The 24,067-nt window shown below is 36.0% G+C and carries 25 protein-coding genes and 1 pseudogene; 19 read left to right on the plus strand and 7 right to left on the minus strand.

Going from position 1 to position 24,067, the window contains the following annotated elements:
* The first annotated feature begins 91 nt into the window (after nucleotides 1-91).
* Both ACIQ7L_RS18965 and ACIQ7L_RS18970 read left to right on the plus strand, forming a co-directional pair.
* Nucleotides 92-1,201 carry a response regulator aspartate phosphatase gene (locus ACIQ7L_RS18965; RefSeq protein ID WP_400570993.1) on the plus strand — a complete coding sequence of 370 codons (1,110 nt, stop codon included), beginning with the start codon at nucleotides 92-94 and terminating at the stop codon, nucleotides 1,199-1,201.
* The gene (locus tag ACIQ7L_RS18970) at nucleotides 1,198-1,341 is read left to right on the plus strand and encodes a hypothetical protein (protein WP_400570994.1); all 144 of its coding nucleotides are present in this window, start codon (nucleotides 1,198-1,200) and stop codon (nucleotides 1,339-1,341) included. The genes ACIQ7L_RS18965 and ACIQ7L_RS18970 overlap by 4 nt, the downstream gene beginning before the upstream one ends.
* Before the next feature lie 429 nt (nucleotides 1,342-1,770).
* On the opposite strand, the gene ACIQ7L_RS18975 is transcribed toward ACIQ7L_RS18970, so the two are convergent.
* On the minus strand, nucleotides 1,771-2,727 hold the full coding sequence (locus ACIQ7L_RS18975; RefSeq protein WP_400570996.1) for a class I SAM-dependent methyltransferase: 957 nt from the start codon (nucleotides 2,725-2,727) through the stop codon (nucleotides 1,771-1,773).
* 198 nt (nucleotides 2,728-2,925) lie between these two features.
* Here ACIQ7L_RS18975 and hutP point away from each other — a divergent pair, with 198 nt between their 5' ends.
* From hutP to hutG, 5 genes are all read left to right on the plus strand, one after another.
* Nucleotides 2,926-3,366, plus strand: coding sequence for a histidine utilization transcription antiterminator HutP (gene hutP / locus ACIQ7L_RS18980; protein ID WP_335359031.1), 441 nt, complete (start codon nucleotides 2,926-2,928; stop codon nucleotides 3,364-3,366).
* 101 nt (nucleotides 3,367-3,467) lie between these two features.
* Nucleotides 3,468-4,985 (plus strand): histidine ammonia-lyase, encoded by a 1,518-nt coding sequence (gene hutH, locus ACIQ7L_RS18985; protein ID WP_400570997.1) that lies wholly within the window; start codon nucleotides 3,468-3,470, stop codon nucleotides 4,983-4,985.
* Nucleotides 4,986-5,007: 22 nt separating this feature from the next.
* On the plus strand, nucleotides 5,008-6,666 hold the full coding sequence (gene hutU, locus ACIQ7L_RS18990) for a urocanate hydratase (RefSeq protein WP_400570999.1): 1,659 nt from the start codon (nucleotides 5,008-5,010) through the stop codon (nucleotides 6,664-6,666).
* Nucleotides 6,667-6,678: 12 nt separating this feature from the next.
* Nucleotides 6,679-7,950 carry an imidazolonepropionase gene (gene hutI / locus ACIQ7L_RS18995; RefSeq protein WP_400571001.1) on the plus strand — a complete coding sequence of 424 codons (1,272 nt, stop codon included), beginning with the start codon at nucleotides 6,679-6,681 and terminating at the stop codon, nucleotides 7,948-7,950.
* A complete protein-coding gene (gene hutG / locus ACIQ7L_RS19000) occupies nucleotides 7,929-8,885 on the plus strand; it encodes a formimidoylglutamase (protein WP_400571002.1) in 957 nt (318 codons plus the stop codon). The genes hutI and hutG overlap by 22 nt, the downstream gene beginning before the upstream one ends.
* Nucleotides 8,886-9,104: 219 nt before the next feature.
* Here hutG and ACIQ7L_RS19005 read toward each other — a convergent pair whose 3' ends face one another.
* Nucleotides 9,105-10,640 (minus strand): BA3702 family sensor histidine kinase, encoded by a 1,536-nt coding sequence (locus tag ACIQ7L_RS19005; RefSeq protein ID WP_400571004.1) that lies wholly within the window; start codon nucleotides 10,638-10,640, stop codon nucleotides 9,105-9,107.
* A gap of 278 nt (nucleotides 10,641-10,918) precedes the next feature.
* On the opposite strand from ACIQ7L_RS19005, the gene ACIQ7L_RS19010 reads away from it, so the two are divergent.
* Nucleotides 10,919-11,287 carry a VOC family protein gene (locus ACIQ7L_RS19010; RefSeq protein ID WP_400571005.1) on the plus strand — a complete coding sequence of 123 codons (369 nt, stop codon included), beginning with the start codon at nucleotides 10,919-10,921 and terminating at the stop codon, nucleotides 11,285-11,287.
* A gap of 27 nt (nucleotides 11,288-11,314) precedes the next feature.
* Here the strand turns inward: ACIQ7L_RS19010 and ACIQ7L_RS19015 are convergent, their stop codons facing one another.
* Complete coding sequence (locus ACIQ7L_RS19015; RefSeq protein WP_400571006.1) at nucleotides 11,315-12,124, minus strand: YitT family protein; 810 nt, start codon at nucleotides 12,122-12,124, stop codon at nucleotides 11,315-11,317.
* A gap of 148 nt (nucleotides 12,125-12,272) precedes the next feature.
* Between ACIQ7L_RS19015 and ACIQ7L_RS19020 the strand changes: the two genes are divergently transcribed.
* The 3 genes from ACIQ7L_RS19020 to ACIQ7L_RS19030 are packed head-to-tail and all read left to right on the plus strand — an operon-like array spanning nucleotide 12,273 to nucleotide 13,813.
* Entirely contained in the window at nucleotides 12,273-13,076 is an 804-nt protein-coding gene (locus tag ACIQ7L_RS19020; protein WP_400571007.1) for a protein phosphatase 2C domain-containing protein, read from the plus strand.
* Nucleotides 13,077-13,090: 14 nt separating this feature from the next.
* Entirely contained in the window at nucleotides 13,091-13,549 is a 459-nt protein-coding gene (locus ACIQ7L_RS19025) for a peptidoglycan recognition protein family protein (RefSeq protein WP_400571008.1), read from the plus strand.
* 15 nt (nucleotides 13,550-13,564) lie between these two features.
* Nucleotides 13,565-13,813: a DUF2164 domain-containing protein gene (locus tag ACIQ7L_RS19030; protein ID WP_400571009.1), complete on the plus strand. Its 249-nt coding sequence runs from the start codon at nucleotides 13,565-13,567 to the stop codon at nucleotides 13,811-13,813.
* A gap of 23 nt (nucleotides 13,814-13,836) precedes the next feature.
* On the opposite strand, the gene ACIQ7L_RS19035 is transcribed toward ACIQ7L_RS19030, so the two are convergent.
* Complete coding sequence (locus ACIQ7L_RS19035; protein ID WP_400571010.1) at nucleotides 13,837-14,040, minus strand: CsbD family protein; 204 nt, start codon at nucleotides 14,038-14,040, stop codon at nucleotides 13,837-13,839.
* A 260-nt stretch (nucleotides 14,041-14,300) separates the two neighbouring features.
* On the opposite strand from ACIQ7L_RS19035, the gene ACIQ7L_RS19040 reads away from it, so the two are divergent.
* From ACIQ7L_RS19040 to ACIQ7L_RS19060, 5 genes are all read left to right on the plus strand, one after another.
* Entirely contained in the window at nucleotides 14,301-14,504 is a 204-nt protein-coding gene (locus ACIQ7L_RS19040) for a hypothetical protein (protein WP_097897639.1), read from the plus strand.
* A gap of 734 nt (nucleotides 14,505-15,238) precedes the next feature.
* A complete protein-coding gene (locus tag ACIQ7L_RS19045; protein ID WP_400571011.1) occupies nucleotides 15,239-16,852 on the plus strand; it encodes a long-chain fatty acid--CoA ligase in 1,614 nt (537 codons plus the stop codon).
* 429 nt (nucleotides 16,853-17,281) lie between these two features.
* Nucleotides 17,282-17,857, plus strand: coding sequence for a biotin transporter BioY (locus ACIQ7L_RS19050; protein WP_400571012.1), 576 nt, complete (start codon nucleotides 17,282-17,284; stop codon nucleotides 17,855-17,857).
* Between the two features lie 60 nt (nucleotides 17,858-17,917).
* Nucleotides 17,918-19,381, plus strand: a complete 1,464-nt coding sequence (locus tag ACIQ7L_RS19055; protein WP_400571013.1) for an acyl-CoA synthetase — start codon at nucleotides 17,918-17,920, stop codon at nucleotides 19,379-19,381.
* Nucleotides 19,374-20,468, plus strand: a complete 1,095-nt coding sequence (locus ACIQ7L_RS19060) for an acetyl-CoA C-acyltransferase (RefSeq protein WP_400571014.1) — start codon at nucleotides 19,374-19,376, stop codon at nucleotides 20,466-20,468. The genes ACIQ7L_RS19055 and ACIQ7L_RS19060 overlap by 8 nt, the downstream gene beginning before the upstream one ends.
* 159 nt (nucleotides 20,469-20,627) lie before the next feature.
* Here ACIQ7L_RS19060 and ACIQ7L_RS19065 read toward each other — a convergent pair whose 3' ends face one another.
* On the minus strand, nucleotides 20,628-21,830 hold the full coding sequence (locus tag ACIQ7L_RS19065) for an alanyl-tRNA editing protein (RefSeq protein ID WP_400571015.1): 1,203 nt from the start codon (nucleotides 21,828-21,830) through the stop codon (nucleotides 20,628-20,630).
* Nucleotides 21,831-21,966: 136 nt separating this feature from the next.
* On the opposite strand from ACIQ7L_RS19065, the gene ACIQ7L_RS19070 reads away from it, so the two are divergent.
* Together ACIQ7L_RS19070 and ACIQ7L_RS19075 are read left to right on the plus strand one after the other, a co-directional pair.
* The gene (locus tag ACIQ7L_RS19070) at nucleotides 21,967-22,359 is read left to right on the plus strand and encodes a hypothetical protein (RefSeq protein WP_400571016.1); all 393 of its coding nucleotides are present in this window, start codon (nucleotides 21,967-21,969) and stop codon (nucleotides 22,357-22,359) included.
* A pseudogene (locus tag ACIQ7L_RS19075) lies at nucleotides 22,343-22,591 on the plus strand (MFS transporter); the annotation flags it as partial. The gene ACIQ7L_RS19070 and the pseudogene ACIQ7L_RS19075, both read left to right, overlap by 17 nt.
* 239 nt (nucleotides 22,592-22,830) lie before the next feature.
* On the opposite strand, the gene ACIQ7L_RS19080 reads toward ACIQ7L_RS19075, so the two are convergent.
* Nucleotides 22,831-23,211, minus strand: coding sequence for an Hsp20 family protein (locus ACIQ7L_RS19080; protein WP_141523347.1), 381 nt, complete (start codon nucleotides 23,209-23,211; stop codon nucleotides 22,831-22,833).
* Between the two features lie 298 nt (nucleotides 23,212-23,509).
* Nucleotides 23,510-23,653, minus strand: a complete 144-nt coding sequence (locus tag ACIQ7L_RS19085) for a small acid-soluble spore protein P (protein ID WP_000414451.1) — start codon at nucleotides 23,651-23,653, stop codon at nucleotides 23,510-23,512.
* A 120-nt stretch (nucleotides 23,654-23,773) separates the two neighbouring features.
* Here ACIQ7L_RS19085 and ACIQ7L_RS19090 point away from each other — a divergent pair, with 120 nt between their 5' ends.
* Complete coding sequence (locus ACIQ7L_RS19090) at nucleotides 23,774-24,037, plus strand: hypothetical protein (RefSeq protein WP_400571017.1); 264 nt, start codon at nucleotides 23,774-23,776, stop codon at nucleotides 24,035-24,037.
* Nucleotides 24,038-24,067 lie beyond the last annotated feature (30 nt).

Genomic DNA, 24,067 nt, shown 5'->3' on the forward strand with positions numbered 1-24,067 from the left:
GAGAAAATTAATAATTCTTAAAATTATATTTTTAACTTGTAATACTTTGTTATAATTGCATTAATTCTCAGCGAAAGGGAGAGTGGTTGTTATGAGTATAGATGTGGTCACGAAAGAAGAACTTGAAAAGTTGTTACATGAATGGAATCAAGAAATTGTTTTGAGACATATAGAAAAATCAAAACAACAAAAGCAAATTATTAATAATAAAATTGATACCATCAAAGATCAAGATACACTTTTATACTATACACTTATTAATCTTCGATATCGTTTACTATTTGATAGCATAAGTGAAATAAGAGAAAGTTTTAAATCAGTGCAATCCTTTCCAATTCCTAAAGATAACTTGCTAAGTTATTATTATTACTATTTTAAGGCCTTACATGATGTAGCGGTTGGAGATTATAGTGAAGCAAAAAATTCCTATTGTAATGCAGAAAAATGTTTAGAATTTGTACATGATGAAATTGAAAAAGCAGAATTTCAATATAAGAGAGCAATTTTCTATTGGCAAATTCGGAAGCCGTTACAATCTATTGATGATGCTTTGCACGCTAAAGGTTTATTTGAAAAACATACAGGCTATGACATTAGTATTGCAGGTTGTGAAAATATTATAGGACTTGCTTGTAATACGATAAAACAGTTTGAAAAAGCAGAAGAACATTTTCTTTCGGCTTTAGACATTTTAAATAAAACAGATCATCAAAATTTAATTTTAAAAACGCGCCAAAATTTAGGATTGTTGTATGCGGATCAAGACATGTCTGAATTAGCAGTAAGGCATTTATTGGAAGTGATTAAATCAGATTCATTTAGTCTTACAGAATTACCGCTAGTAAAAGCAAAATATCTACTAGCTAGAGAATATTTTAAACTTGGTAAAAAGGAAACAGTAGGAGAGATAATTCGAGAAGGCCAAAAAATATGTGGATATTTAGGCAATAAAGAGTATGAGTATCATTTTAAAATTTTAGATACCATGAATAACGGATCTTCAATTGAAATATTAGAAAATGTAATCAAAGAAGGAATTTCTGTGTTTGAAAAAGAAGGATTAATAGGGTATGTGAAGGATTATTCACAGCAACTAGCTATTCAATTTTATGAAGAACATAATGTATCTAAAGCTGGAGAATATTATCATATAGCATACCAAGCAGATAAAAAATTACAAGAAAGAGAGGCATTAAAATGAAAAAAATTGGTATAGTGAGCTTTTTAGCAATTCTTGTGGTACTAAATATGAATGTATCTAAAGATACACAACAGGCTAAACAAAAGATTACATCTCAAACTGAAATCATTCAATACTCTGAACATGGTACAGGTTGGTAAAGAGTATTTGAAACTTTTGATAATGTAACTTTGATTTATCCTCACTAATAAAGCAACCCTGCTATTGAAAGTAAGGTTGCTTTATTTTATCTGAATATAAAAATAATATATATAAGGTGGGGACGTTACCTACAGTATACGTGCCTCGAAAGTATTGCATTCTTTGTTATGTATTAAATAGGAAAGGTTGCTTCAATTAGATTTAAATCTGTGGATTAATTATTCATTATTGGTGTAGATACATGATTATCTTATTGAATTTGATTCATAAAAATGAATAATTGTACAACTTTCTTTTTTCATTTCGATTAGCTGAAGCAATCCGATTGCGTTTCCAATCTGTATTCATATGTAATTCCTCCAATTTTGTTAATTAGATTTTATATAATCTTCTTATGTGGATTTTAGAGATTATATTATAAGATGAATTTATGCTGATTTTGTACAACGATAAATAGCAAGTGTTTTTGGGTCACGCCATACTCCCCCATGAAGAGATAATTCATTTTCTATTTCGATTGTAAGCCATTCCTTCATTTCTAAATGAAGGTGCATATCATCAGGTATGTTTAATGACGGGAACATACTAGCGATATAATTGACAATAGGCGTAGCGTTATGGAATACAAGTGAATTATGGATGCTTGTTTCTTCTACAGTTTGAAAAACAGATTGTAATAGTTGTTTTCCATTCTCTAAACAAAATGGAGTAGCTGTTGGCGATTTTTCAGGTAAATCGAATGCAGCTAACATTTTGTTACACATCTCATCCATACGGGGTAATGAGACCTGGGAATTTGTTGTGGCTAGGAATCTGCCTCCAGGACAAATTACTTTATGAAATCCTTGAATTGTTTTTTCAACATCCGTCATGTGATACAGCATATGTCTTGCGATTATCCAATCATAAGAATCAGCTGGGAAAGGAAGTTTAGTAGCGTCTTCAAGTTTCCATTCAATATTTACATGTTGTTTTGCTGTATTCATAGCAGCTTCTCGCAGCATAGTTGTAGATTGATCAAGACCGGTGAGATGCCCCGTATGACCGTTTTTTTGCAGTAGTGCAAGGAATTTTCCGTTAGCACATCCAACTTCTAATATCTTTTCCGTTCCTTGTAATTGTAGATGATCTATTACAACTTCATCTAAGTCTACTCGTTTTTCCTCATATTTTTTATGAGTATCGATCCGTGTTTGCAGATGGTTACTTACAGCGTATTGCCTTTTTACATCATTCATCTTTTCTAATTCCACCTTTACACAAAATTGCTGAATAGCATGTGTTAAAATATCTGTTTTATTTAGACCTTCATAATGAAGTGCTGCTTCAAATCTTTCTAGTAATCTTTCGTCAATTCGAAAATGAATATCTTTTCTCTTAACCAATTTTGGGTCCCCCTTACAGCTGTTAGTGAGACTATAGCATGCTTTAAAAATTTCTGTAAATAAACTGTGTACACAACAGTAACAGAGTATTGAAAAAATTCATTCAAATAATCGTTTAAACTATTGACGATTAAAACGTTTTCATATATTCTTAAATTAAGTAATATTCAAATAATTCACAAGAAATGAGAGAGTCACATGCTTCTTCAAGGAACACATCGAATTGGTCGTATGGCCATGTTGTTGGCGCTTGCGGATGAGAATGAAAGTCCCGTACTATCAATTCCAAAAGGCTGGAAATATTGTACTGGAAAAGTTGGGTCTATGAATTCGCAAAAGGTTGTCGCAGCAATGGAAACAGCGGCTAAGAGCAACCAAGTTATTGAAACAGACGTTTACAGAGAAACGCATGCACTTTATCATGCAATCATGGAAGCGTTGTACGGAGTAACGAGAGGACAAATTCAGTTAGCAGACGTTCTTCGTACAGTAGGTCTTCGGTTTGCGATTGTGCGCGGTACACCATACGACGGCGAAAAAGAAGGCGAATGGGTTGCTGTTGCACTTTATGGAACGATAGGTGCGCCTGTAAAAGGATCTGAGCATGAGGCGATTGGTTTAGGAATTAATCACATATGATTTGCCCATAGTCTATTAGTTAGAAGGGGGCCTTGCTTTTTAGGACAGAAGTCTGTCTAAAAAGGTAAGGTCCCCTTTTGCTTTTTTAAGGAGGAACAATAATGATTACGTTAACAGGACATTCATTGACAGTAGAAGAAATGAAACGGTTGTTGTTTGAAGGGAAAGGAGTAACAGCTTGCTCAAACAGCATGCAAAAAGTAGCAGAGTGCCGCGAAGTTGTTGAAAAAATTGTAGAAGATGGAAAGGTTGTTTACGGTATCACAACTGGTTTTGGGAAGTTTAGTGATGTATTTATTCAAAAAGATGATGTAAAAGCACTTCAACATAATTTAATTCAATCACATGCATGCGGAGTAGGTGATCCCTTCCCGGAAGAAGTGTCCCGCGGAATGTTAATTTTACGAGCTAATACGATGTTAAAAGGGATATCTGGTGTTCGTCCTCTTGTTGTCAATATGCTACTAGAGTTTGTGAATCGGAAAATTCACCCGGTTATTCCGCAGCAAGGTTCACTCGGAGCGAGTGGTGATTTGGCTCCATTATCTCATCTTGCTCTCGTTCTATTAGGAGAAGGTGAAGTGTTTTATAAAGGGCAACGTGTTCATGCGATGGTAGCTCTTACGGAAGAAGGGCTAGAACCAATTGAATTAGAAGCGAAAGAAGGTCTTGCATTAATCAATGGTACGCAAGCGATGACAGCACAAGGAATTCTTTCTTATATAGAAGCTGAAGCAATTGCTTATCAATCAGAATTAATTGCATCGATGACAATTGAAGGATTACGCGGCATTATTGATGCATTTGATGAAAATGTTCATAAAGCTCGTGGATACAAAGAACAAGTAGAAGTTGCTAAGCGTATCCGAGATATCCTCCATGATAGCAAGCTTGTCACAAAGCAAGGGGAACAACGCGTACAAGATGCATACTCGCTTCGCTGTATCCCACAGGTGCATGGTGCTTCCTGGCAAGTTTTAAATTATGTAAAAGAAAAATTAGAAATTGAAATGAACGCAGCAACAGATAACCCACTTATTTTTGATGGTGGAGAAAAAGTAATTTCTGGTGGGAACTTCCACGGACAACCAATTGCTTTTGCAATGGACTTTTTAAAGGTTGGAATGGCGGAACTTGCGAATATCTCTGAGCGTCGTATCGAGCGTCTTGTGAATCCTCAATTAAATGATTTACCACCATTTCTAAGTCCAGAACCAGGACTTCAATCTGGTGCAATGATTATGCAATATGCAGCAGCGTCACTCGTTTCAGAAAATAAAACGTTAGCGCATCCAGCAAGCGTGGATTCTATTCCTTCATCAGCTAATCAAGAAGATCATGTAAGCATGGGAACAATTGCTTCGCGTCATGCACATCAAATTATTCAAAACGTAAGACGTGTTCTTGCAATTGAAATGATTTGTGCAATGCAAGCGGCGGAATATCGTGGTACCCAAGAAATGAGTACAGTAACGAAGGCTTTTTATCATCAAGGTCGTCAGCACGTGCCTTCCATTACAAACGATCGTATTTTCTCAACAGATATTGAAAATATTGCGCATTGGTTAAAAATAAGTCGCTGGACAATGGAACGAATGGATGTAAATGCAGCACTATAAAAAAGAAAAGGGAGAGATTGAAATGGAAAATGTAAAACAAACAATTCGCGCGCCAAGAGGAACAGAATTACAAACAAAGGGCTGGATTCAAGAAGCGGCACTTCGTATGTTAATGAATAATTTAGATCCTGAAGTAGCTGAAAAACCAGAAGAATTAGTTGTATATGGCGGAATTGGTCGTGCAGCTCGTAACTGGGATAGCTATCATGCGATTGTTGATTCGTTAAAAACATTGGAGAGTGATGAGACATTACTCGTTCAGTCTGGAAAACCTGTTGCGATTTTTAAATCACATGAAGATGCACCGCGCGTCCTTCTAGCAAACTCAAACTTAGTACCGAAGTGGGCAAATTGGGATCACTTCCGTGAACTTGAGAAAAAGGGCCTCATGATGTATGGGCAAATGACAGCAGGCAGCTGGATTTATATCGGCACACAAGGGATTTTACAAGGAACATATGAAACATTTGGAGAAGCAGCACGTCAACACTTTGACGGTTCATTAAAAGGTACATTAACACTTACTGCTGGTTTAGGTGGTATGGGCGGAGCGCAACCTCTTGCTGTTACGATGAACGGTGGTGTTGTGATTGCGATTGATGTTGATAAGCGTAGTATTGACCGTCGTATTGAGAAAAGATACTGCGATAGGTATACAGAATCTTTAGAAGAGGCACTAGCTGTTGCGAAAGAATACAAAGAAAAGAAAGAACCAATCTCAATTGGATTATTAGGAAATGCTGCAGAAATTTTACCGGAGCTAGTGAACCGTGGTATTACACCAGACTTAGTGACAGATCAAACGTCTGCACACGATCCGTTAAACGGCTATATTCCAGCAGGGTACTCATTAGAAGCAGCAACAAAACTTCGTAAAGAAGATCCAGAGCGTTACGTACAATTATCAAAAGAAAGTATGAAAAAGCATGTAGAAGCAATGCTTGCAATGCAGGCAAAAGGTGCAATTACATTTGATTATGGTAATAATATTCGCCAAGTTGCTTTCGATGAAGGATTAAAAAATGCATTTGATTTCCCAGGATTTGTTCCAGCATTTATTCGTCCATTATTCTGTGAAGGAAAAGGGCCGTTCCGCTGGGTAGCTCTTTCAGGTGATCCAGAAGATATTTATAAAACTGATGAAGTGATTTTACGTGAGTTTGCGGATAACGAGCATTTATGTAACTGGATTCGTATGGCACGTCAGCAAGTTGAATTCCAAGGGCTTCCATCACGTATTTGTTGGCTTGGTTACGGGGAGCGTGCAAAATTTGGTCGTATCATTAATGAAATGGTGGCAAGTGGTGAATTGTCAGCACCAATTGTTATCGGTCGTGACCATTTAGATTGCGGATCAGTAGCTTCACCAAACCGTGAAACAGAGGCGATGAAAGATGGTAGTGATGCAGTGGCAGACTGGCCAATTTTAAATGCATTAATCAATAGTGTAAACGGTGCAAGCTGGGTATCTGTACATCACGGCGGAGGAGTTGGCATGGGATATTCACTTCACGCTGGAATGGTTATCGTTGCAGATGGAACAGAAGCAGCAGCAAAACGTATTGAACGCGTATTAACTTCTGATCCTGGAATGGGTGTTGTTCGTCACGTTGACGCAGGATATGACTTAGCTGTTGAAACAGCGAAAGAAAAAGGCGTTAATATTCCAATGATGAAATAAGGAGGAAGAAACATGCTGGACACTTTACTAACAAATATCGGTCAATTGCTAACAATGGATCAAGAAGATGGCTTGTTAAGACGGGAAGCGATGAACACGCTTCCTGTTATTGAAAACGGAGTAGTGGGTATTGAAAATGGAGTTGTTACTTTCGTTGGAACAGCTGAAGAAGCACAAGGCTTACAAGCAAAAGAAATCATTGATTGCGAAGGAAAAATGGTTTCTCCTGGGCTAGTTGATCCCCATACACACCTTGTATTTGGTGGATCTCGTGAAAATGAAATTGCTCTTAAGTTACAGGGAGTACCGTATCTGGAAATTTTAGAAAAAGGCGGCGGTATTCTTTCAACTGTGAATGCGACGAAGCAAGCTTCGAAAGAAGAACTTGTGCAGAAGGCGAAATTTCATTTGGACCGCATGTTATCATTTGGCGTGACAACAGTGGAAGCAAAGAGCGGTTACGGATTAGATGATGAAACAGAGTGGAAGCAACTAGAAGCGGCGGCACAGTTGCAAAAAGAGCATCCAATTGATTTAGTGTCAACATTCTTAGGAGCGCATGCTGTTCCAAAAGAATATAAAGGAAAATCAAAAGAATTTTTACAATGGATGCTAGATTTATTACCAGAGATGAAGGAAAAACAATTAGCTGAGTTCGTTGATATTTTCTGCGAAACAGGAGTATTCTCTGTGGAAGAATCAAAAGAATTTTTATTAAAAGCGAAAGAACTTGGTTTTGATGTGAAAATTCATGCTGATGAAATTGACCCACTTGGCGGTGCTGAAGCAGCGGCAGAAATTGGTGCGGCATCAGCAGATCATTTAGTTGGGGCATCTGATAAAGGAATTGAAATGCTTGCAAATTCTAATACAGTTGCAACGTTACTCCCAGGAACTACTTTCTACTTAAATAAAGAAAGTTTTGCTCGTGGGCGTAAAATGATTGATGAGGGTGTAGCGGTTGCTTTGGCGACAGACTTTAACCCAGGTAGCTGCCCGACTGAAAATATTCAGCTTATCATGAGTATTGCAATGTTGAAGTTGAAACTGACACCAGAAGAAGTTTGGAATGCTGTAACAGTTAACTCAGCTTATGCAATTAATCGTGGTGATGTTGCTGGAAAAATTCGAGTTGGACGTAAGGCAGATCTAGTGTTATGGGACGCATATAATTATGCGTATGTACCGTATCATTACGGAGTAAGCCATGTAAATACAGTATGGAAGAATGGTAATATTGCATATACAAGAGGTGACAAATCGTGGAGCAAGGCCACTATTTAAAGAAAAATGCAAAGTTTATTGATCGTGAAGTAACGAAATGGAGTGAAATGGTTAAAAATTGGGATGAGAGTGAAGAAATTTTTGGTGCAGCATTAATTGGTGCACCGCTCTCAAAGCCGTCTATTAGTCATTCAGGCGCATGTTTTGCACCCAAAACCATTCGGACAATGCTAGATGCGTATAGCACATATGCAATTACAGAAGAGCATGATATGAAAGAAAGTGTTTTGTATGATTGCGGTGATATTACGATGCATGTGACAGACATAAAAGAAAGTCACAATCGTATTGTTAAGACGCTCGGTCACTTGACGAAAGTAAATCCACAAATGGTACCAATTGTTCTTGGTGGCGATCATTCTATTAGTTTTCCTAGTATAAGTGGTTTTGCAAGCAGTAAAGGGAAAGTTGGCATTATCCAATTCGATGCACATCATGATTTACGTAATTTAGAAGATGGAGGACCGTCTAATGGGACGCCATTTCGTAGTTTACTAGAGAATGATGTGATTACAGGAAAGCAGCTTGTTCAAATTGGTATACGCAATTTTTCAAACGCGCGAACGTATCATGAATATGCAAAAGAGCATGGTGTGACGGTATATACAATGAAGCATGTTCGAGAGAGAGCGATGAAAGATATCATTACAGAAAGCATTGAGATTTTACGTAGACAAGGCGTTACAACTATTTATGTTTCTGTAGATATGGATGTATTAGATCAAGCATTTGCACCAGGTTGTCCAGCAATTGGCCCAGGTGGTATGGATAGTACAACTTTATTTGATGCGATTACAGTACTTGGCCAAGAACCGCTTGTTCAAGGTATGGACATTGTAGAGATTGATCCAACGCTAGATTTTCGTGATATGACGAGCCGGGTAGCTGCTCAGGTTATTATGAGTTTTCTGTTAGCAAGAGAAACGATTATATAAATCCATGTTAATTTTTCGACATCTAAATCCTTGCTATGCAGAATAAACAGTAACCTACACTCGTTTGCTCTTTCTGTTTTTACTTCGCATGTGGCAGAGCTTCTATGCATGGCCAGATCCTTTCTCCCACCTAAAAAAGGGGTTTTATGTCGGCTTTTTAATTGATGTATATATAGTAAGCAAGTTAGTGTATAAGAAAAAGAGTAAATGGTTTTCCATTTACTCTTTTTCTACTTCATTATTATTTTGCGCTGGGAAAATGGGTAATCGAACTTCTACAGTGGTTCCCTTATTTAGTTCACTTGAAACGTGTAGCTTGCCATGATGCTCTTCAATTATTTTGTAGCACATCATTAAACCAAGACCAGTTCCTTTCTCTTTCAAACTATAAAAAGGTTCGCCTAAACGGGAAATGCGATCTTTTGGAATACCGCATCCTTCATCGATAATGCGAATTAAAATGAAATCATCTTCTAATGTTTGAGTTTGAATAAAAATGTTTCCGCCATCTAGCATTGCTTCAATCGCATTTTTTAAAATATTAATAAAGACTTGTTTTAATTGATTCCCATCACATTGAATTTTGGGCATAGCAGAAGAATGATCCATAATTATATGTACACTATGCATAATCGCAGTAGGCAAAATGAAGGTCACAACTTCTTCGATTAATGTTTCGATTTGACAAGAATGGATAGATAAAACTTGCGGTTTAGACATTGCCATAAATTGACTTGTAATGGATTCCATTTGTGAAATTTCACTTAACATCACGTCTACATACCACTTGTTTTGTTCAGTGATTTCAGGTTTTAATAATGTTAAAAATCCTTTTAAAGAAGTTAATGGGTTCCTTATTTCATGAGCAATTCCTGCTGTTAACTGTCCCACTACAGCTAGTTTTTCTGATTTTCGTAATAACTTTTCTGTCTCTTTTAATTCAGTAACATCTCTTCCCATAACAATGAGACCTTTTCTTGAACCGTCAGAATGGAAAAGTGGGACTTTTGAAATATTCAAGATCAGATTAGACGTGCTTCTATGTATAACAAATTCTTCACCGTGAATCGTTTTTCGTTTTTTCCATGCGAGTTCATCTATCTCTTCACAATGTAAAAATGCATCTTGATATGCCTCGTTATATTGGATGAGTTCACTATCTTTTTTTCCGTGATAAGGAACATCATGAAAATCAAAACAAGAAAGGGCATAATCGTTTGCTTCAAGCCAGCGACCTTCATGATCTTTAAAGATGACAAAAGCAGGCATTGAGTTCATTAATGTTCGCAAACGTTTCTCACTCTCTTGCAATATTTTTTCGATTCTTTCAGATTTTGCGAGTGGCTTCATAATTGCATATACACCAGTGATACGATTTTGAACAAAAATAGGGACTAATTTTGTGACGACATCTATTTTATGTCCCTCTTTATGGTAGATAGAAAGTATATATTCTTTTTGATTATCAGACGTAGTATTTTTTATACATTGCAACACTTGATCAGAGATATGTGTTTCAACAATAGAGGTAATTACCTTTCTTTCTAATTCATGTGAAGCATATCCCAATATTTTTTCCGCAGAGGGATTGATGTGCAATATGATTCCTTGTATGCTCAAAGAGATAATACCATCAGGATTATGTTCAAAAAGAGATACATGCCTTTCTGTTAAAGAACAATTTTGTCTTCCAAAACGACGAGGTTTGGTCACCTGACGCCTTTTTTGAATGGATGAGAACTTTTTCCGACTCATAACTTTTCCTCCGTGCAACTAGCATCTAAAACAGATTCAACAACCTATAATAGATATCATATATGAAAAACATCATATATTTCCATAAAAAACAAAGTTACAGAATAGTGTTTATTTTCAATCTTTTTAATGGTCTCTTATGAAAACATCATCTTTATTAATAAAACAAATAATATACATGTGGCTATTAAGTATATCTTATGGAGTTTTATAACAATCATATAAGTTATTTTTTTAGCAGTATACAATAAAATGAAAATATAAAGGGGGAGAGGAATATGACAGGTTACATTCAAGGAATTGATCATGTACAAGTAGCTGCACCAGTAGGTTGTGAAGAAGAAGCAAGAGAATTTTACGGGAATAAGATTGGTCTAGAAGAAATTCCGAAACCAGAAGAATTAAGAAAGCGTGGCGGTTGTTGGTTCCGTTGTGGGAATCAAGAAATCCATATTGGGGTTGAACAAGCATTTTCTCCGGCCAAAAAAGCGCATCCGGCTTTTTATGTACAGCGGATTGATGAATTTAAACAAAAACTGATCGGGCAAGGGATTCAAGTAATAGATGATCATGCACGTGCAGATGTAATCAGATTTTATGTTTCAGATCCATTTGGAAACAGAATAGAATTTATGGAAAATAAATAAAAAACTAGGTGGATTCTCACCTAGTTTTTACCCTTTTCTAAACAATCCTAATACCTCAACAGTTTCTGTAATATTAACGAATGCCTGCGGATCAATTTCAGAAATAGTTTGCTTCATATTTGCAAGTTCTTCATGTGAAACGACAGTCATAAGTACACGCTTTTTTTCACTTGAATAGGCACCTTCACCATCAAGAAGTGTAATTCCACGTACAACAGTGGAAAGGAGTTTCTTTTTCATTTCTTCTGCTTGATTTGTTACAATCATAAGTGTAACTTTACGATGTTTCGTATGAACAGCATCAATTACTTTACCTGTTACATAGATTGAAAGTAAACTCGTTAATGCCACATCCCAGTTGAAGAAAAATCCAGCAATGACAACAACAACTGTATTTAAAAGAATGAGAAAGCCACCAAGTTTAATATCTTTTTTACGAGATAACAGCATGCCGATAATATCAAATCCACCTGTTGAACCATGGCAATTAAAGACAAGGCCGACTCCTGCTCCGGCAATTACGCCTCCAAATATAGAAGATAGAAGTGGATCTGTTGCAACGACTTGTACTGGAATCCAGTATAATGCTACTGATAATACAACTACAGAGACGATTGTATTAAAAATTACTTTTTTTCCAAGACCTATGTATCCTAAAATAAGAATAGGTATGTTTAATAAAAAGTTAATAATTCCTGTGTTTACAGGGGTTACAATTCCTAAGATGATAGCAATTCCGCCAATTCCACTACTTAAAATCTTGTGGGGGATAAGGAAAAGATTAAAGGCAATTGCAATAATAATAGAACCAATAATAACTCCAAGAAATCTGACCATCTTTTTCCCGTCCTTCACTAAAAAATCATATTATTTCAAAATTATATATGAGATTAAAAGTTTTAGGGGAAAATAGTTTATTTTGTAAAGTTAGACTAATCAGAAAAAATAAATTACCTTTCAAGCTTCATTAAAGGAGTGTAAAGAGATGGAAATTAAAACATATCAACAGAAAAGCCCCTTGAAACAAGAATGTGAGGATTCGTTTTTTTGTAATGAAAGATTAAAAATCTATGGGGTATGTGATGGTGCAACACCACTTATCTCCTTTCAAGATGAAGAAGGGCATAACGGAGCTTACCTAGCTTCAAATTTATTTGCAAGTCATTTTACATTTTTAAAAGAAAAATCTAGCTTGCAAAATGAAATTGCAATTGCAAATAAAACATTACAAGAAAAAATGATAAAGTATAAGATTGATACGAGAAAGAAAGATCATGTATGGTGTACATGTGTTGCAGCAGTTCTTATAGAAGATGAAGTCATTCAATATGCGCAGCTTGGTGATTGTATGATTGTAGCTATATTGCATGATGAAACGATGAAAGTATTAACAAAAGATACAGTGCAGGGAATAAGTACGCGAGCAAAAAGAAAACGTGAAGAAGATCGAAAAAAGGGTTTACCTGTACCTGAGGAACATATTTTTTATGACATTCGAGAACAGCTGAAATATAATCGCTATCTTGCAAACGTGCCAGGTGGGTATTCAGTAGCCAATGGAATGCCGGAAGCAATTACATGGATTCAAAAAGGGAAATTACCACTTGCTGAAGTGAAAGGGATTTTTATTTGTTCGGATGGATTATTTCACTCGGACTGGTCACTTGAGAAAACTGTACAGTATATAAGAAGAAATAGCGTGAAGGAATATATTTCTATAATAGAAGCCTTGGAAGACAAAAAGAGGATTCGGCCAGATGATAAAACGGTAATTATGATTGAGTTGTAAAAGGAGGTTTTGGAATGGAAATTAAACAAGCAAAATTAACGTTTCAAGATGAATTGCAGCCTTTACAAAATGTAACAAAACTCATCATTCATCACACAGCTGAAGATGGATGGGATGTGTATAAAACACATGAGTTTCATCAAAAGGTAAGAGGATGGAGTGGTATTGGGTATAATTATTTTATTGAAGAAGATGGGACAGTGTTTGAAGGTAGAGGATTATACATTGGAGCTCATGCAAAAGGATATAATAGTGAAACGATAGGAATTTGTATGACAGGTAATTTTGATAAATACGATCCGACTTTAGCGCAAATCGATTCTTTACATTTGTTATGTAGAGATTTTATGAAGCGATTTTCTATATGTGAAGAACGCATACTTGGTCATCGTGAATTAAAAGGTGTTACAAAAACTTGCCCAGGAACACGATTTTCTATGGTAGAGTTAAGGGAAGTATTATCTCAAAAATAGAGGAGAAGATGGTTCATGATGAATGTAAAAATACCAAATGAAAAAAAAGACGAGCTTGTAGAACAAATCCAGCAGTTTTTTGAAGAAGAAGACTTAGAAGCAATCGGGCGTTTTCAAGCAGAACGTTTAATAGAAGAAATGATAAAATTACTTGGACCATATGCATATAACCAGGCAATCGGTGATGCAAGAAAGCTAATTACAGATAAATTGTCTAATATAGAAGAGGATTTATATGTATTAGAGAAACAGGATGGTAAATAAAAAGAGCTTTAAATAGGCTCTTTTTATTTACGTTCTTTATGTTCATGTACTTTCTCTTTTATATTACCGACAGTATATTTCACGGTGCCTTTTACTTTATCCCATTTGCCTTCAGCTTGTAATTTTTTATTGTCGGTTACTTTTCCGACAACTTCTTTTACTTCACCTTTTACTTTATCAATAGTACCTTCTACTTTTTCTTTTAATCCATGTTCAGGCTTTATCATACATTCTTCCTCCTTGTAGTTTGATTGAGATTGATCCTTCATAGTGCAAGTTGAATGATGTATCTATTATTAGTTTATAGGGAATGAATGGAATATTCAAATGATTAATGGTATAGAAAGGCAATTGTCATAAAATGGATATATTTGTATTGATCCGAGTTTTATAACATTTTTACCTTTTGGAAATTAGGTTTTTTTATGGAAGGAAAATGGAAGATTACTGTCGAAGGGAGTAGAAACAGATCAAAGGTGGTGCTCTCATGCAAAAGAAAGAGGTACATACATGTTCTTATTGTGGTTCTAACAATATTGGAGAAGGCGAGTTTGTTGGATACGCGCAAATAAGAAAAAAAGAGACGATGTTTACGTCTTCCCCAGTGGATGCCTATATTTGTACGGATTGTGGAAGTGTACTGCTGCTAAAAGTGCGAAACTATCAAAAGTTTAAGCAGAAGCCATTATGATAGACGGAAAAGAGAAGTATCCAAGGTTGTATATAAATCGCCTTATATATACATCACTTAAAAAAACGACATAAAATCCCTCTTTTTAAGTGGGAGAGAGTATCTGGCCATGTATAGAAGCGGTCAGGGCCTTTTTCTGCCACATGCGAAGTAAAAACAGAACGAGCAAACGAGTGTAGGTTACTTTTTATTCTGCATAGCAGGGAATTTAGATGCCGAAAAATTAAAATGGATTTATATAGTAAGGGGAATCGATATAAACGAATATACTCCAGGTGAAGAATTAACTACTGTATAGGGAGTACATAAAACATTACAGGGTACCACAAATTTTATGAATTCAATTATCAGTCAATACGCAAAAGGAGAAGTGGTTGTCTTTGATATGGAGTTAAAAGAAGGACATAACCCCATAGGAATGTGTGTGTTTCATATAAAAAAAAGAATATAAAGCGGAAATATGGGGGAAAGGATTGGGAACAGAAGCTGCATTAGCGTTTTTTTATATGCTTTAAAGAATTATATCTTACCAACAAATATATTATTTCATGGGAGACATATATCCCAAAACAGAGAGAGTCTAATTTGTATAGTAGGATTCTCTCTATTTTTCATGGAACTGAATTATTTCTACGGAAATAATTCAGAAAATACAGAATAATAATCTTTATTATTGATAGAAGTTTGATATAATGAATGAAATGAAAACGCTTTAACGGGAGGTTGGGACAAATATGATGATGAATGTGCCATTAACAATTAGTTCTATGATGGAAAGGGCAGAAAAACTGTTTCCAAAGAAAGAAATCGTTTCGCGTACACATGATACAATTACAACTTTAACGTATAAACAAATGGGAGAGCGGACAAGAAGACTCTCTAGTGCGTTAAAGAAATTAGGGATAAAGGAAGGGGAGCGAGTTGGAACGTTAGCGTGGAATCACCATAGGCATGTAGAAGCATATTTTGCAATTCCAAGCATTGGTTCTGTATTGCATACGATTAATATTCGCTTGTCTCCCGGGCATATTTCCTACATTATTGGGCATGCCGAAGACCGCATTTTACTTGTTGATGAAGATCTTGTACCTCTCGTTGAAAAAATACAAGATGAATTATCAACTGTACAAGCTTATATTATTATGACTGACAAAGAAGACCTTCCAGAAACCTCACTTCAACCTATTTATCATTATGAGCAACTTCTTGCGGAAGGGGATCCTAATTTTCAATTTTTAAAAGATATTGATGAAAATACACCAGCTGGCATGTGTTATACGTCGGCGACAACAGGAAATCCTAAAGGGGTTGTATATACACATCGTAGTACAGTGCTCCATTGTATGGCTCTAGGATTAGCGGATACAACAGCATTATCTGAAAGTGATGCAGCTATGGCAATTGTTCCAATGTTTCATGTAAATGCTTGGGGACTACCTTTTGCAGCAACATGGTTTGGATCAAAACAAGTGTTACCTGGTCCGATGTTTACACCGAAAATTTTACTTAAAATGATTCAGGATGAAAAAGTGACGATAGCTGCCGGTGTACCAACAATTTGGCTTGGGGTGTTACAAGAATTAGAAAATAACAATTATGATTTATCAAGTATAAAACGAATTTTATGTGGGGGTGCTGCCGCACCTAAAAGTGTGATTGCGGCATTTGAACAAAAATATAACGTTCCTTTTGTGCATGCATACGGTATGACCGAAACAAGTCCGCTTGTGACACTTGCGCGATTAAAAAGCTATGAGACAGATTTATCCTATGAGGAGCAGCTTGAGATTCGATCAAAACAAGGATATCTTGTGCCGGGTGTGGAGATGAAAGTAGTTGGAGCAGGCGGAGAAGTAAAGTGGGACGGAACTGAAATGGGAGAACTATGCTTACGCGCACCGTGGATTGCTGCAAGTTACTATAACGATGAGCGTACTGTAGAAGGGTTCCGTGATGGCTGGTTATATACAGGTGACGTTGTTACAGTTGATGAAGAAGGCTGTGTTAAAATTGTTGATCGTACAAAAGATGTTATTAAAAGTGGAGGCGAATGGATTTCATCTGTAGATTTAGAAAATGCATTGATGGCACATGAGGCTATATTTGAAGCGGCTGTTGTTGCGGTTCCTCATCCGCAGTGGCAAGAGCGCCCAGTTGCTTGTGTTGTACAAAAACAAAATAGCAATGTAACAAAAGAAGAGCTGTATGAATTTTTACGACCGCAGTTTGCAAAGTGGTGGTTACCTGACGATATTGTGTTTATGGAAGAGATTCCAAAAACATCGGTTGGGAAATTTTTAAAACAAGCACTGCGAAAAGAGTTAGAGCATTTGCATAGGAAAAACTAAAATTTTTTAGTTGGCTTACAAGTTATATAGGAAAAGAAAATCATATTGTACGGTTTCTTTATTATTTCGTATATATCTAAATCCATTTTAATTTTTCGACATCTACATTCCTGCTATGCAGAATAAAAAGTAATCTACACTCGTTTGCTCTTTCTGTTGTTACTTCGCATGTTGACCGCTTCTATGCATGGCCAGATGCTCTCTCCCATCTAAAAAGAGGGGGTTTATGTCGTTTTTTTAATGTATGTATATATAGCAAAATAATGACAAACAGCTAATCATATAGGTTAGCTGTTTGTCATGTATGTACGGTTGTTTGTTAACTGTAAAAGGAATGTTGTTGACATTTTAAGTAGTGGAGGGTAAGATAACATCTGTGAAATGTTACCTTAAAATCATTTTTAGTTTACAAATAGGAGAAGTAAAAATATGAATATAAAGAATTTAGTTTTTGTTGCTTTATTTAGTGCGATTATGGGTGTGTTAGGACTGATACCACCGATTGCACTTTCTGTTACACCTGTTCCTATTACATTGCAATCTCTTGGTGTAATGCTTGCGGGAGGATTACTTGGATCTCGCCTTGGTGCATTAAGTCAAATTGTTTTCTTACTTGTTGTAGGAGCAGGGGCGCCGTTATTAGCTGGTGGACGTGGTGGCCCGGGAGTATTTGTTAGTCCGAGTGCAGGCTACCTAATTGGTTATATTGTTGGAGCGTTTGTGATAGGTTATCTTGTAGAGCGTTTACGTCAAGTATCTGTTATAAAAGTATTTTTGATTAATATAATTGGTGGAATTCTAGTTGTTTATCTATTTGGTGTGACGATCCAATCATTTATAATGGATGTTTCCATATGGCATACTATGAAAGTGAGTCTTGTATTTTTACCAGGAGATTGTATGAAAGCTATAATAGCAGCAATTCTGGTTCCTAGATTACATCGTTCATTGAAACATGTTATTATGCCTACTTTAAAGAACAAAAAAATTTCGAATGCGGGATAACGAAGAGAAACACGTATTAACGTGTTTCTTTTTGTTATCTGAAAGGAAAAGGTGATAGCAGTGGGAGTTACATCGTCTTATAGCAAATATGCTTATTTACAATCTGATAAAATAGCGATAAAAGAAAAGGATAGATTACTAACATATAAAGAATGGCAAGAATCGGTTTGCCAAGTTGCGAATTGGCTTCATAAAGAAACAACACAAAATAAGACAATTGCAATTTTATTAGAAAACCGTATTGAATTTTTGCAGCTCTTTGCAGGTGCTGCAATGGCAGGGTGGGTTTGTGTTCCTCTTGATTTAAAGTGGAAACATGATGAGCTTAAGGAGAGATTGAAGCTTGCAAATCCATCTATTTTGATTGCTGAACAGTATAAATTAAGTGAAATACCACTAACAGATGGAAGAGTATTTTCTGTTCATGAATGTAATCAAATAATAGGTGGTCAGTTACATATATACCATTCTTCGGAAAGTGTAAAAAACAGCCCGTTTTATATGGGGTTTACATCGGGAGCAACTGGGAAAGCGAAGGCATTTCTTCGTGCACAGGAATCTTGGGTCCATAGCTTTGATCGCAATGTGCATGACTTTCACATGGTGAGTGATGATTCTGTTTTATTAGCTGGTACATTTGTGCATTCTCTTTGTTTATATGGTGCAATGAGTGCTTTATACTTAGGACAAACAGTGCATATTGTAGAAAAGTTTATTCCGCGTTATGTTCTATCTCTACTAGAAGGAGGGACTATATCGGTGATGTATACAGTTCCTACAATGTTAGAGTCCTTATATAAAGAAGAAAGAGTGATTGAGAGTGAAATCAAGATTATTTCCTCAGGTGCAAAATGGGAGGCGGAAGCAAAAGAGAAAATAAAAAAAGTGCTTCCACGTGCAAAAAGATATGAATTTTATGGTGCTTCTGAATTAAGTTTTGTCACAGCATTAACAGATGTGGAAAGCGAAAGAAAAGCAAATTCAGTAGGAAAGCCATGTCATAATGTACAAGTTCGGATATGTAACGAAAAGGGCGAGGAAGTAAAACAGGGTGAAATTGGAACTGTTTATGTAAAAAGTGATCAGTTTTTTATGGGATATTTACTGAACGGAGAGCTCTCTTGTCAAGTGACAGAAGATGGTTGGATGACTGTGCATGATATAGGATACCAAGATGAGGAAGGTTTTTTATATATAGTAGGTAGAGAGAAAAATATGATTTTATTTGGAGGCATAAATATTTTTCCAGAGGAGATAGAGAGTGTGTTGTCTACTCATCCACATGTTGAAGAAATTGTAGTGATTGGTATAAAAGATGAATATTGGGGCGAAAAACCTGTTGCTATGGTGAAAGGAAGGGTTACGAGAAAAGAATTAAAAAGCTTTTGCTTACAACGATTAGCATCATTTAAAATTCCAAAAGAGTGGTATTTTGTTGATGAAATCCCTCATACAAATAGCGGGAAAGTTGCTCGTGAAGTAGCAAAAAGGATCATTAAAAATGAGGAGACAGTTTATGAATAGAGCTGTTATTGTAGAGGCTAAGAGAACGCCGATTGGTAAGGAAAATGGAATATTGAAAGGATATGAGGTTCAGCAATTGGCAGCACCTTTATTGGCGCATTTAAGTAAAGGAATAGAACATGAAATAGATGATGTAATATTAGGAAACGTTGTTGGACCAGGCGGAAATGTTGCACGGTTATCGGCACTTGAAGCTGGGCTGCCTTATAAGGTACCGGGCATAACAATTGATCGTCAATGCGGAGCGGGATTAGAGGCGATTCGAATGGCTTGTCACCTTGTTCAAGGTAATGCAGGGAATTGCTATATTGCCGGTGGTGTTGAAAGTACAAGTACATCTCCTTTTGAGAAGAGAGCTCGCTTTTCTCCTGATTTTATTGGTGATCCAGATATGGGGATAGCAGCTGAACATGTAGCAGAGCACTACAAAATTACAAGAGATATGCAGGATGAGTATGCTTGTTTTAGTTATAAAAGAACATTGGCAGCACTAGAAAAAGGATATTTACAAGCAGAAATGATTCCGATTTCTTCAATCATAGAGGATGAAACGATAAAGCACGGAATGAATTATGAGAGAATGATAAAGAGAACAAGGCCGGCTTTTTTGCAAGGAGGAACAGTGACAGCAGGAAATTCCTGTGGTGTAAATGATGGTGCTTGTGCTGTTCTTATAATAGAGGAAAATAAGGCGCGAAAACTTGGATATAAGCCAATTCTTCGGTTTGTTCATAGTGCTGTTATAGGTGTAAATCCAAATTTACCAGGGAGTGGACCTATATTTGCTGTGCAAAAATTATTACAAGATCAAAATCTATCAATAAACGATGTTGATTATATTGAAATGAATGAGGCCTTTGCTTCTAAGATTGTAGCCTGTGCACAAGAGTTACAAATTCCTTATGAAAAGTTAAATATAAACGGTGGGGCAATTGCTCTTGGGCATCCTTATGGGGCATCAGGGGCTATGCTTGTAACCCGATTATTCCATCAAGTACAAAGAGAAAAGGCGAAATACGTAATAGCAACATTAGGTATTGGTGGGGGGATTGGAATTGCTCTATTATTTGAAAAAGTAGAAAACTAACAAGAAGTCTAGTTTTCTACTTTTTAGATTACTATCGCATGTTTTTTTGTTTTTCCTTTGTTATATGAATCTTGGAAAAAGTCACGTGTAAAGTGATCATACTTAAAATAAGAATGGACGTTTGTTTTGTGCGAAGGATCCTATTTTTTTAAGGACAAACTACATTGTTTCTTTTAGTAAATGAACAAGATGAGCTAAAAATGCTTCACCAGTCATAATGGCTTTACCACCGCCGCGAGCATTTTTTTGATTGCCACCGCCTTTTCCTTCAATAGCAGGGAGGGCGTTTTTTAAAATTGTGTTCATGTTGGCTGTTATAGCTTTTCCGCATGCAAGGATGCATTGCAGTTTCGCATCACTTTCGATAACGAAGTATGTAATTGAGTTTTCATTTTGTTCAGTAATAATGGCAGATAATTTAGCGATTTCCTGCATGGAACGATTGATAAAAGTTTGAGAAATGAGTGTTCCAGCATGTATGTCTTGGGCTTGTTGTAATAATTCATTTGCTTCTACAAATAGTAGTTTCTCATTCATCGCTTGTAATGCTTTTTCGTTTTCTTTCTGAGATGCGAGAAGCTGGGTTACTTTACTTGGAATATCATTTTCATTACTGTTTAACTGTTTGGAAATGTCTTTTATAATTTGTTGATGATGACTCATTAACTTGAGAGCACGCCATCCTGCAACAAAGCTTAATCGGATGCCACCTTTATTCCGTTCCCATCCGATTATATGAATTGGTCCCACTTCAGCTGTATATTTTGGATGTGTTCCACCACAACCGTTGTAATCAAAGTTTTCAATGATTACAACACGAATATTTTCTGTAATTGTGGGCTCTTTTCTGAGAGGTAATTGTTTTGCCTCTTCTAAGTTCATCCATTGGATACGAATAGGGTGGTTTTCAAAGACAATCCGATTTGCGATTTGGAGTGCTTGTGCCGCTGTTTCTATAGAAAGATCCGGTGTATGTAAATCGATTGTTACCGCTTCTTTTCCAAGATGAAAACCGATTGTTGGAATATTAAAATGATCCCAAAAGGCAGCGGATAGAATGTGCTGAGCGGCATGTTGCTGCATATGATCAAAACGACGTTGCCAATCAATTTGGCCGGTTACTTCTTTTGTCTGTAATTCTTTTGATATGAAGTGACGAATTTCTCCATCAATTTCTTCCACATGAATAACGGAAACGTCATTTAATGTTCCTGTGTCATGTGGTTGCCCACCACCATTTGGATAAAATGCTGTTTCTGTCAAAGTAACATATAGTTTTCCTTCATTATCATAGTCTTGTTTTATAATTTGAGCTGTAAAAGATTGCTGATAAGCATCAATGTAATATAATTTTTGTCTCACTTTTGTACCCCTTTCTCATTCGCTAGTTTCATTGTAAAGCAATCGAAATAAGTTTCCTAATATTTCAGAAGAAAAAACCTCTTTTTTAGAATTTTCTTGCTATAATGAGAGAAAGGGATATACGGGGGTGGATGAAATGCTATATGAAAACGGCGTAGATAAACTGATTCGTCTCAATACAAATATTTCCGAACTATATCGAGAATTACATGAAATGACCCGGTCTTTAACAGAATGTAATCGAGAAAGTGTAATATTTGATCGATTATATGTAAAAGAATTGTTATGGAAAAAAGAAGATGTAGTGGCTATGTATGATCGACTTCTCGTACAACTTTGCATTAATGAATGCTTTGATTTAAAAAGTGTGATTATTGGTGAATATAAGTATACATATGAGGAAGTAGAAAATGCAGTTGTTGCATTTAACGAAAAATATAGTGTGAACATCTTAATTAAAGAGGTTTGTAAAGAGTTACAGTTTACATACGGGATTGATATGGAAATAACGAGAACAGCTAGGGTATAAACATATAAAAGGGACATATTTTGGAGCAATGGGTTTTTCAGGAATTGGTGAAGTAATTGGACCATGGTTTGGCGGTGTACTTTTAGATCATTATGGGTATCAAAATGGTTTTGTTGTATTTTTCATATGGTCTATTTTTTCAATGGTTGCATTTCCAATTCTTTTCATCACACGCAGCTTATTAGCTAAAAGACATATCGAAGTTTCTAAGGTAGAGGTAAGTACGAAATAATAACGAAAGAGACATCTTGTAAATATTAATATAAAAATAAACAGGATCTAAAAAGCTAAAAACTTTTTAGATCCTGTTTTGTATTTATCCTGGTATTTTCATGCAATAAGACCTTCACCTCAAAATTCAATGAAAGCAGAGAAGTTAGAGGTAGGGTAAAAGCCAAATTGATGAAGGCTAATAATCGGCGGGGGATGAAGAAAACCTCCGCTGATTAAAGTTGTACTTTATATTAATGCTTAATTTGAAAAAAGAACTTTATTTTCATGTTTATTGGCCACTTCATTTTTTGAAATATGAATGGCGAGAAACCCGTTTTCTAGGCAGGCTAGCATTTTTTTATAAATGATGTTAGCAGGTAAAGAAATGGTTCGTTGTAAGGAAGAATTTTTTTTGGAAATGCAAATATTTAGGCCTGTCTCCATCTTTTTTATGAGTACATTTTGTTCTGTAACGTTAGGAACATCGGTTTCCAAAATGTATTCTTGCTCTGTTTCACAAAGATCAATGTGAATGTGGTTAGGAAAACTACAGTTGTCATAGGATTCAGAGCAAAATTGTTCCATCCATTCTTCAAAACCATTAACACGAAAAAGACAATTTTTCTTTTTCTTGCTCATGTAGGACACCCTCCGTAAAATCTCAATTCATCCTATGATATGCATTAAGAAATTAGGGGTGAAGGATAAATAATAAAATAAGTGAAAGAATTTGGTATGCATATTTTATTCTGCTACTCACGGGCAGTAATACTCCCACCTCAAAGTTTGGTAAAAGTAAAGAAGTGAGGCGGGAGATAAACGGCCCGTAAAGGCCCGATTGGTGAGAGCTAATAATCAGTGGGGAATGAAAAACCCCTCCACTGATTAAAGTTTCGCTTTATGTGGGAAAGGCAATGCATGTGCATTGTCTTTCTTTTTACATATCATGATGTGCGTGATTTTTTTGTCTAGAATGGTTGCGATTTTTTACTTTATGTGAGCCGCTTAAAGGCTCAGGTTGCCCAGAAGGCTGTCCTTTTTTTGTGTTTTGGCGAATAGACTTACTGTTGTTTTTTTCCATGGCGTATTACACCTCCCTTCCATATTTAGAATGAGAGAAGTTTACAAATTTATACGAGAATGTTTTTAGAAAAAAGGGTAAAGATAAGTGAGACTAACTATTGCAGAAAGGGGAAAGTGTATGCCGTATCATAAAGATAAACAGCAAGCTTTTCAAGCCGCACAACAAGGAGTTGTACAAGCAGAAAATTTATTTAATAATATTGTGAAAAATGATCCAGATTATGGTCATGATTTAAAACATTTACGCCACGAAATTCAAGAGGCATATGAACAAATTCAAAATGCGCTTGAAGTAGCATCTGAAACGCAACGTCCACAACTTGAACAATATGAAAGCAACCTACAAAATATTATGCGAGATGTAGACCAATTAGAAAAGTGAAGAAGTTGTTACGATTTCAACGACTCTTTA

This window comes from Bacillus sp. NPDC094106, from assembly GCF_044764345.1.
In the GTDB taxonomy this organism is placed as follows: Bacteria; Bacillota; Bacilli; order Bacillales; family Bacillaceae_G; genus Bacillus_A.

Excerpts from the sequence above, each read along its gene's own strand:
- ACIQ7L_RS18965 (WP_400570993.1), top strand. The coding sequence starts at position 92 with ATGAGTATAGATGTGGTCACGAAAGAAGAACTTGAAAAGTTGTTACAT.
- ACIQ7L_RS18970 (WP_400570994.1), top strand. The coding sequence starts at position 1,198 with ATGAAAAAAATTGGTATAGTGAGCTTTTTAGCAATTCTTGTGGTACTA.
- hutP (WP_335359031.1), top strand. The coding sequence starts at position 2,926 with ATGCTTCTTCAAGGAACACATCGAATTGGTCGTATGGCCATGTTGTTG.
- hutH (WP_400570997.1), top strand. The coding sequence starts at position 3,468 with ATGATTACGTTAACAGGACATTCATTGACAGTAGAAGAAATGAAACGG.
- hutU (WP_400570999.1), top strand. The coding sequence starts at position 5,008 with ATGGAAAATGTAAAACAAACAATTCGCGCGCCAAGAGGAACAGAATTA.
- hutI (WP_400571001.1), top strand. The coding sequence starts at position 6,679 with ATGCTGGACACTTTACTAACAAATATCGGTCAATTGCTAACAATGGAT.
- ACIQ7L_RS19005 (WP_400571004.1), bottom strand. The coding sequence starts at position 10,640 with ATGAGTCGGAAAAAGTTCTCATCCATTCAAAAAAGGCGTCAGGTGACC.
- ACIQ7L_RS19010 (WP_400571005.1), top strand. The coding sequence starts at position 10,919 with ATGACAGGTTACATTCAAGGAATTGATCATGTACAAGTAGCTGCACCA.
- ACIQ7L_RS19015 (WP_400571006.1), bottom strand. The coding sequence starts at position 12,124 with ATGGTCAGATTTCTTGGAGTTATTATTGGTTCTATTATTATTGCAATT.
- ACIQ7L_RS19020 (WP_400571007.1), top strand. The coding sequence starts at position 12,273 with ATGGAAATTAAAACATATCAACAGAAAAGCCCCTTGAAACAAGAATGT.
- ACIQ7L_RS19025 (WP_400571008.1), top strand. The coding sequence starts at position 13,091 with ATGGAAATTAAACAAGCAAAATTAACGTTTCAAGATGAATTGCAGCCT.
- ACIQ7L_RS19030 (WP_400571009.1), top strand. The coding sequence starts at position 13,565 with ATGATGAATGTAAAAATACCAAATGAAAAAAAAGACGAGCTTGTAGAA.
- ACIQ7L_RS19035 (WP_400571010.1), bottom strand. The coding sequence starts at position 14,040 with ATGATAAAGCCTGAACATGGATTAAAAGAAAAAGTAGAAGGTACTATT.
- ACIQ7L_RS19040 (WP_097897639.1), top strand. The coding sequence starts at position 14,301 with ATGCAAAAGAAAGAGGTACATACATGTTCTTATTGTGGTTCTAACAAT.
- ACIQ7L_RS19045 (WP_400571011.1), top strand. The coding sequence starts at position 15,239 with ATGATGATGAATGTGCCATTAACAATTAGTTCTATGATGGAAAGGGCA.
- ACIQ7L_RS19050 (WP_400571012.1), top strand. The coding sequence starts at position 17,282 with ATGAATATAAAGAATTTAGTTTTTGTTGCTTTATTTAGTGCGATTATG.
- ACIQ7L_RS19060 (WP_400571014.1), top strand. The coding sequence starts at position 19,374 with ATGAATAGAGCTGTTATTGTAGAGGCTAAGAGAACGCCGATTGGTAAG.
- ACIQ7L_RS19070 (WP_400571016.1), top strand. The coding sequence starts at position 21,967 with ATGCTATATGAAAACGGCGTAGATAAACTGATTCGTCTCAATACAAAT.
- ACIQ7L_RS19080 (WP_141523347.1), bottom strand. The coding sequence starts at position 23,211 with ATGAGCAAGAAAAAGAAAAATTGTCTTTTTCGTGTTAATGGTTTTGAA.
- ACIQ7L_RS19085 (WP_000414451.1), bottom strand. The coding sequence starts at position 23,653 with ATGGAAAAAAACAACAGTAAGTCTATTCGCCAAAACACAAAAAAAGGA.
- ACIQ7L_RS19090 (WP_400571017.1), top strand. The coding sequence starts at position 23,774 with ATGCCGTATCATAAAGATAAACAGCAAGCTTTTCAAGCCGCACAACAA.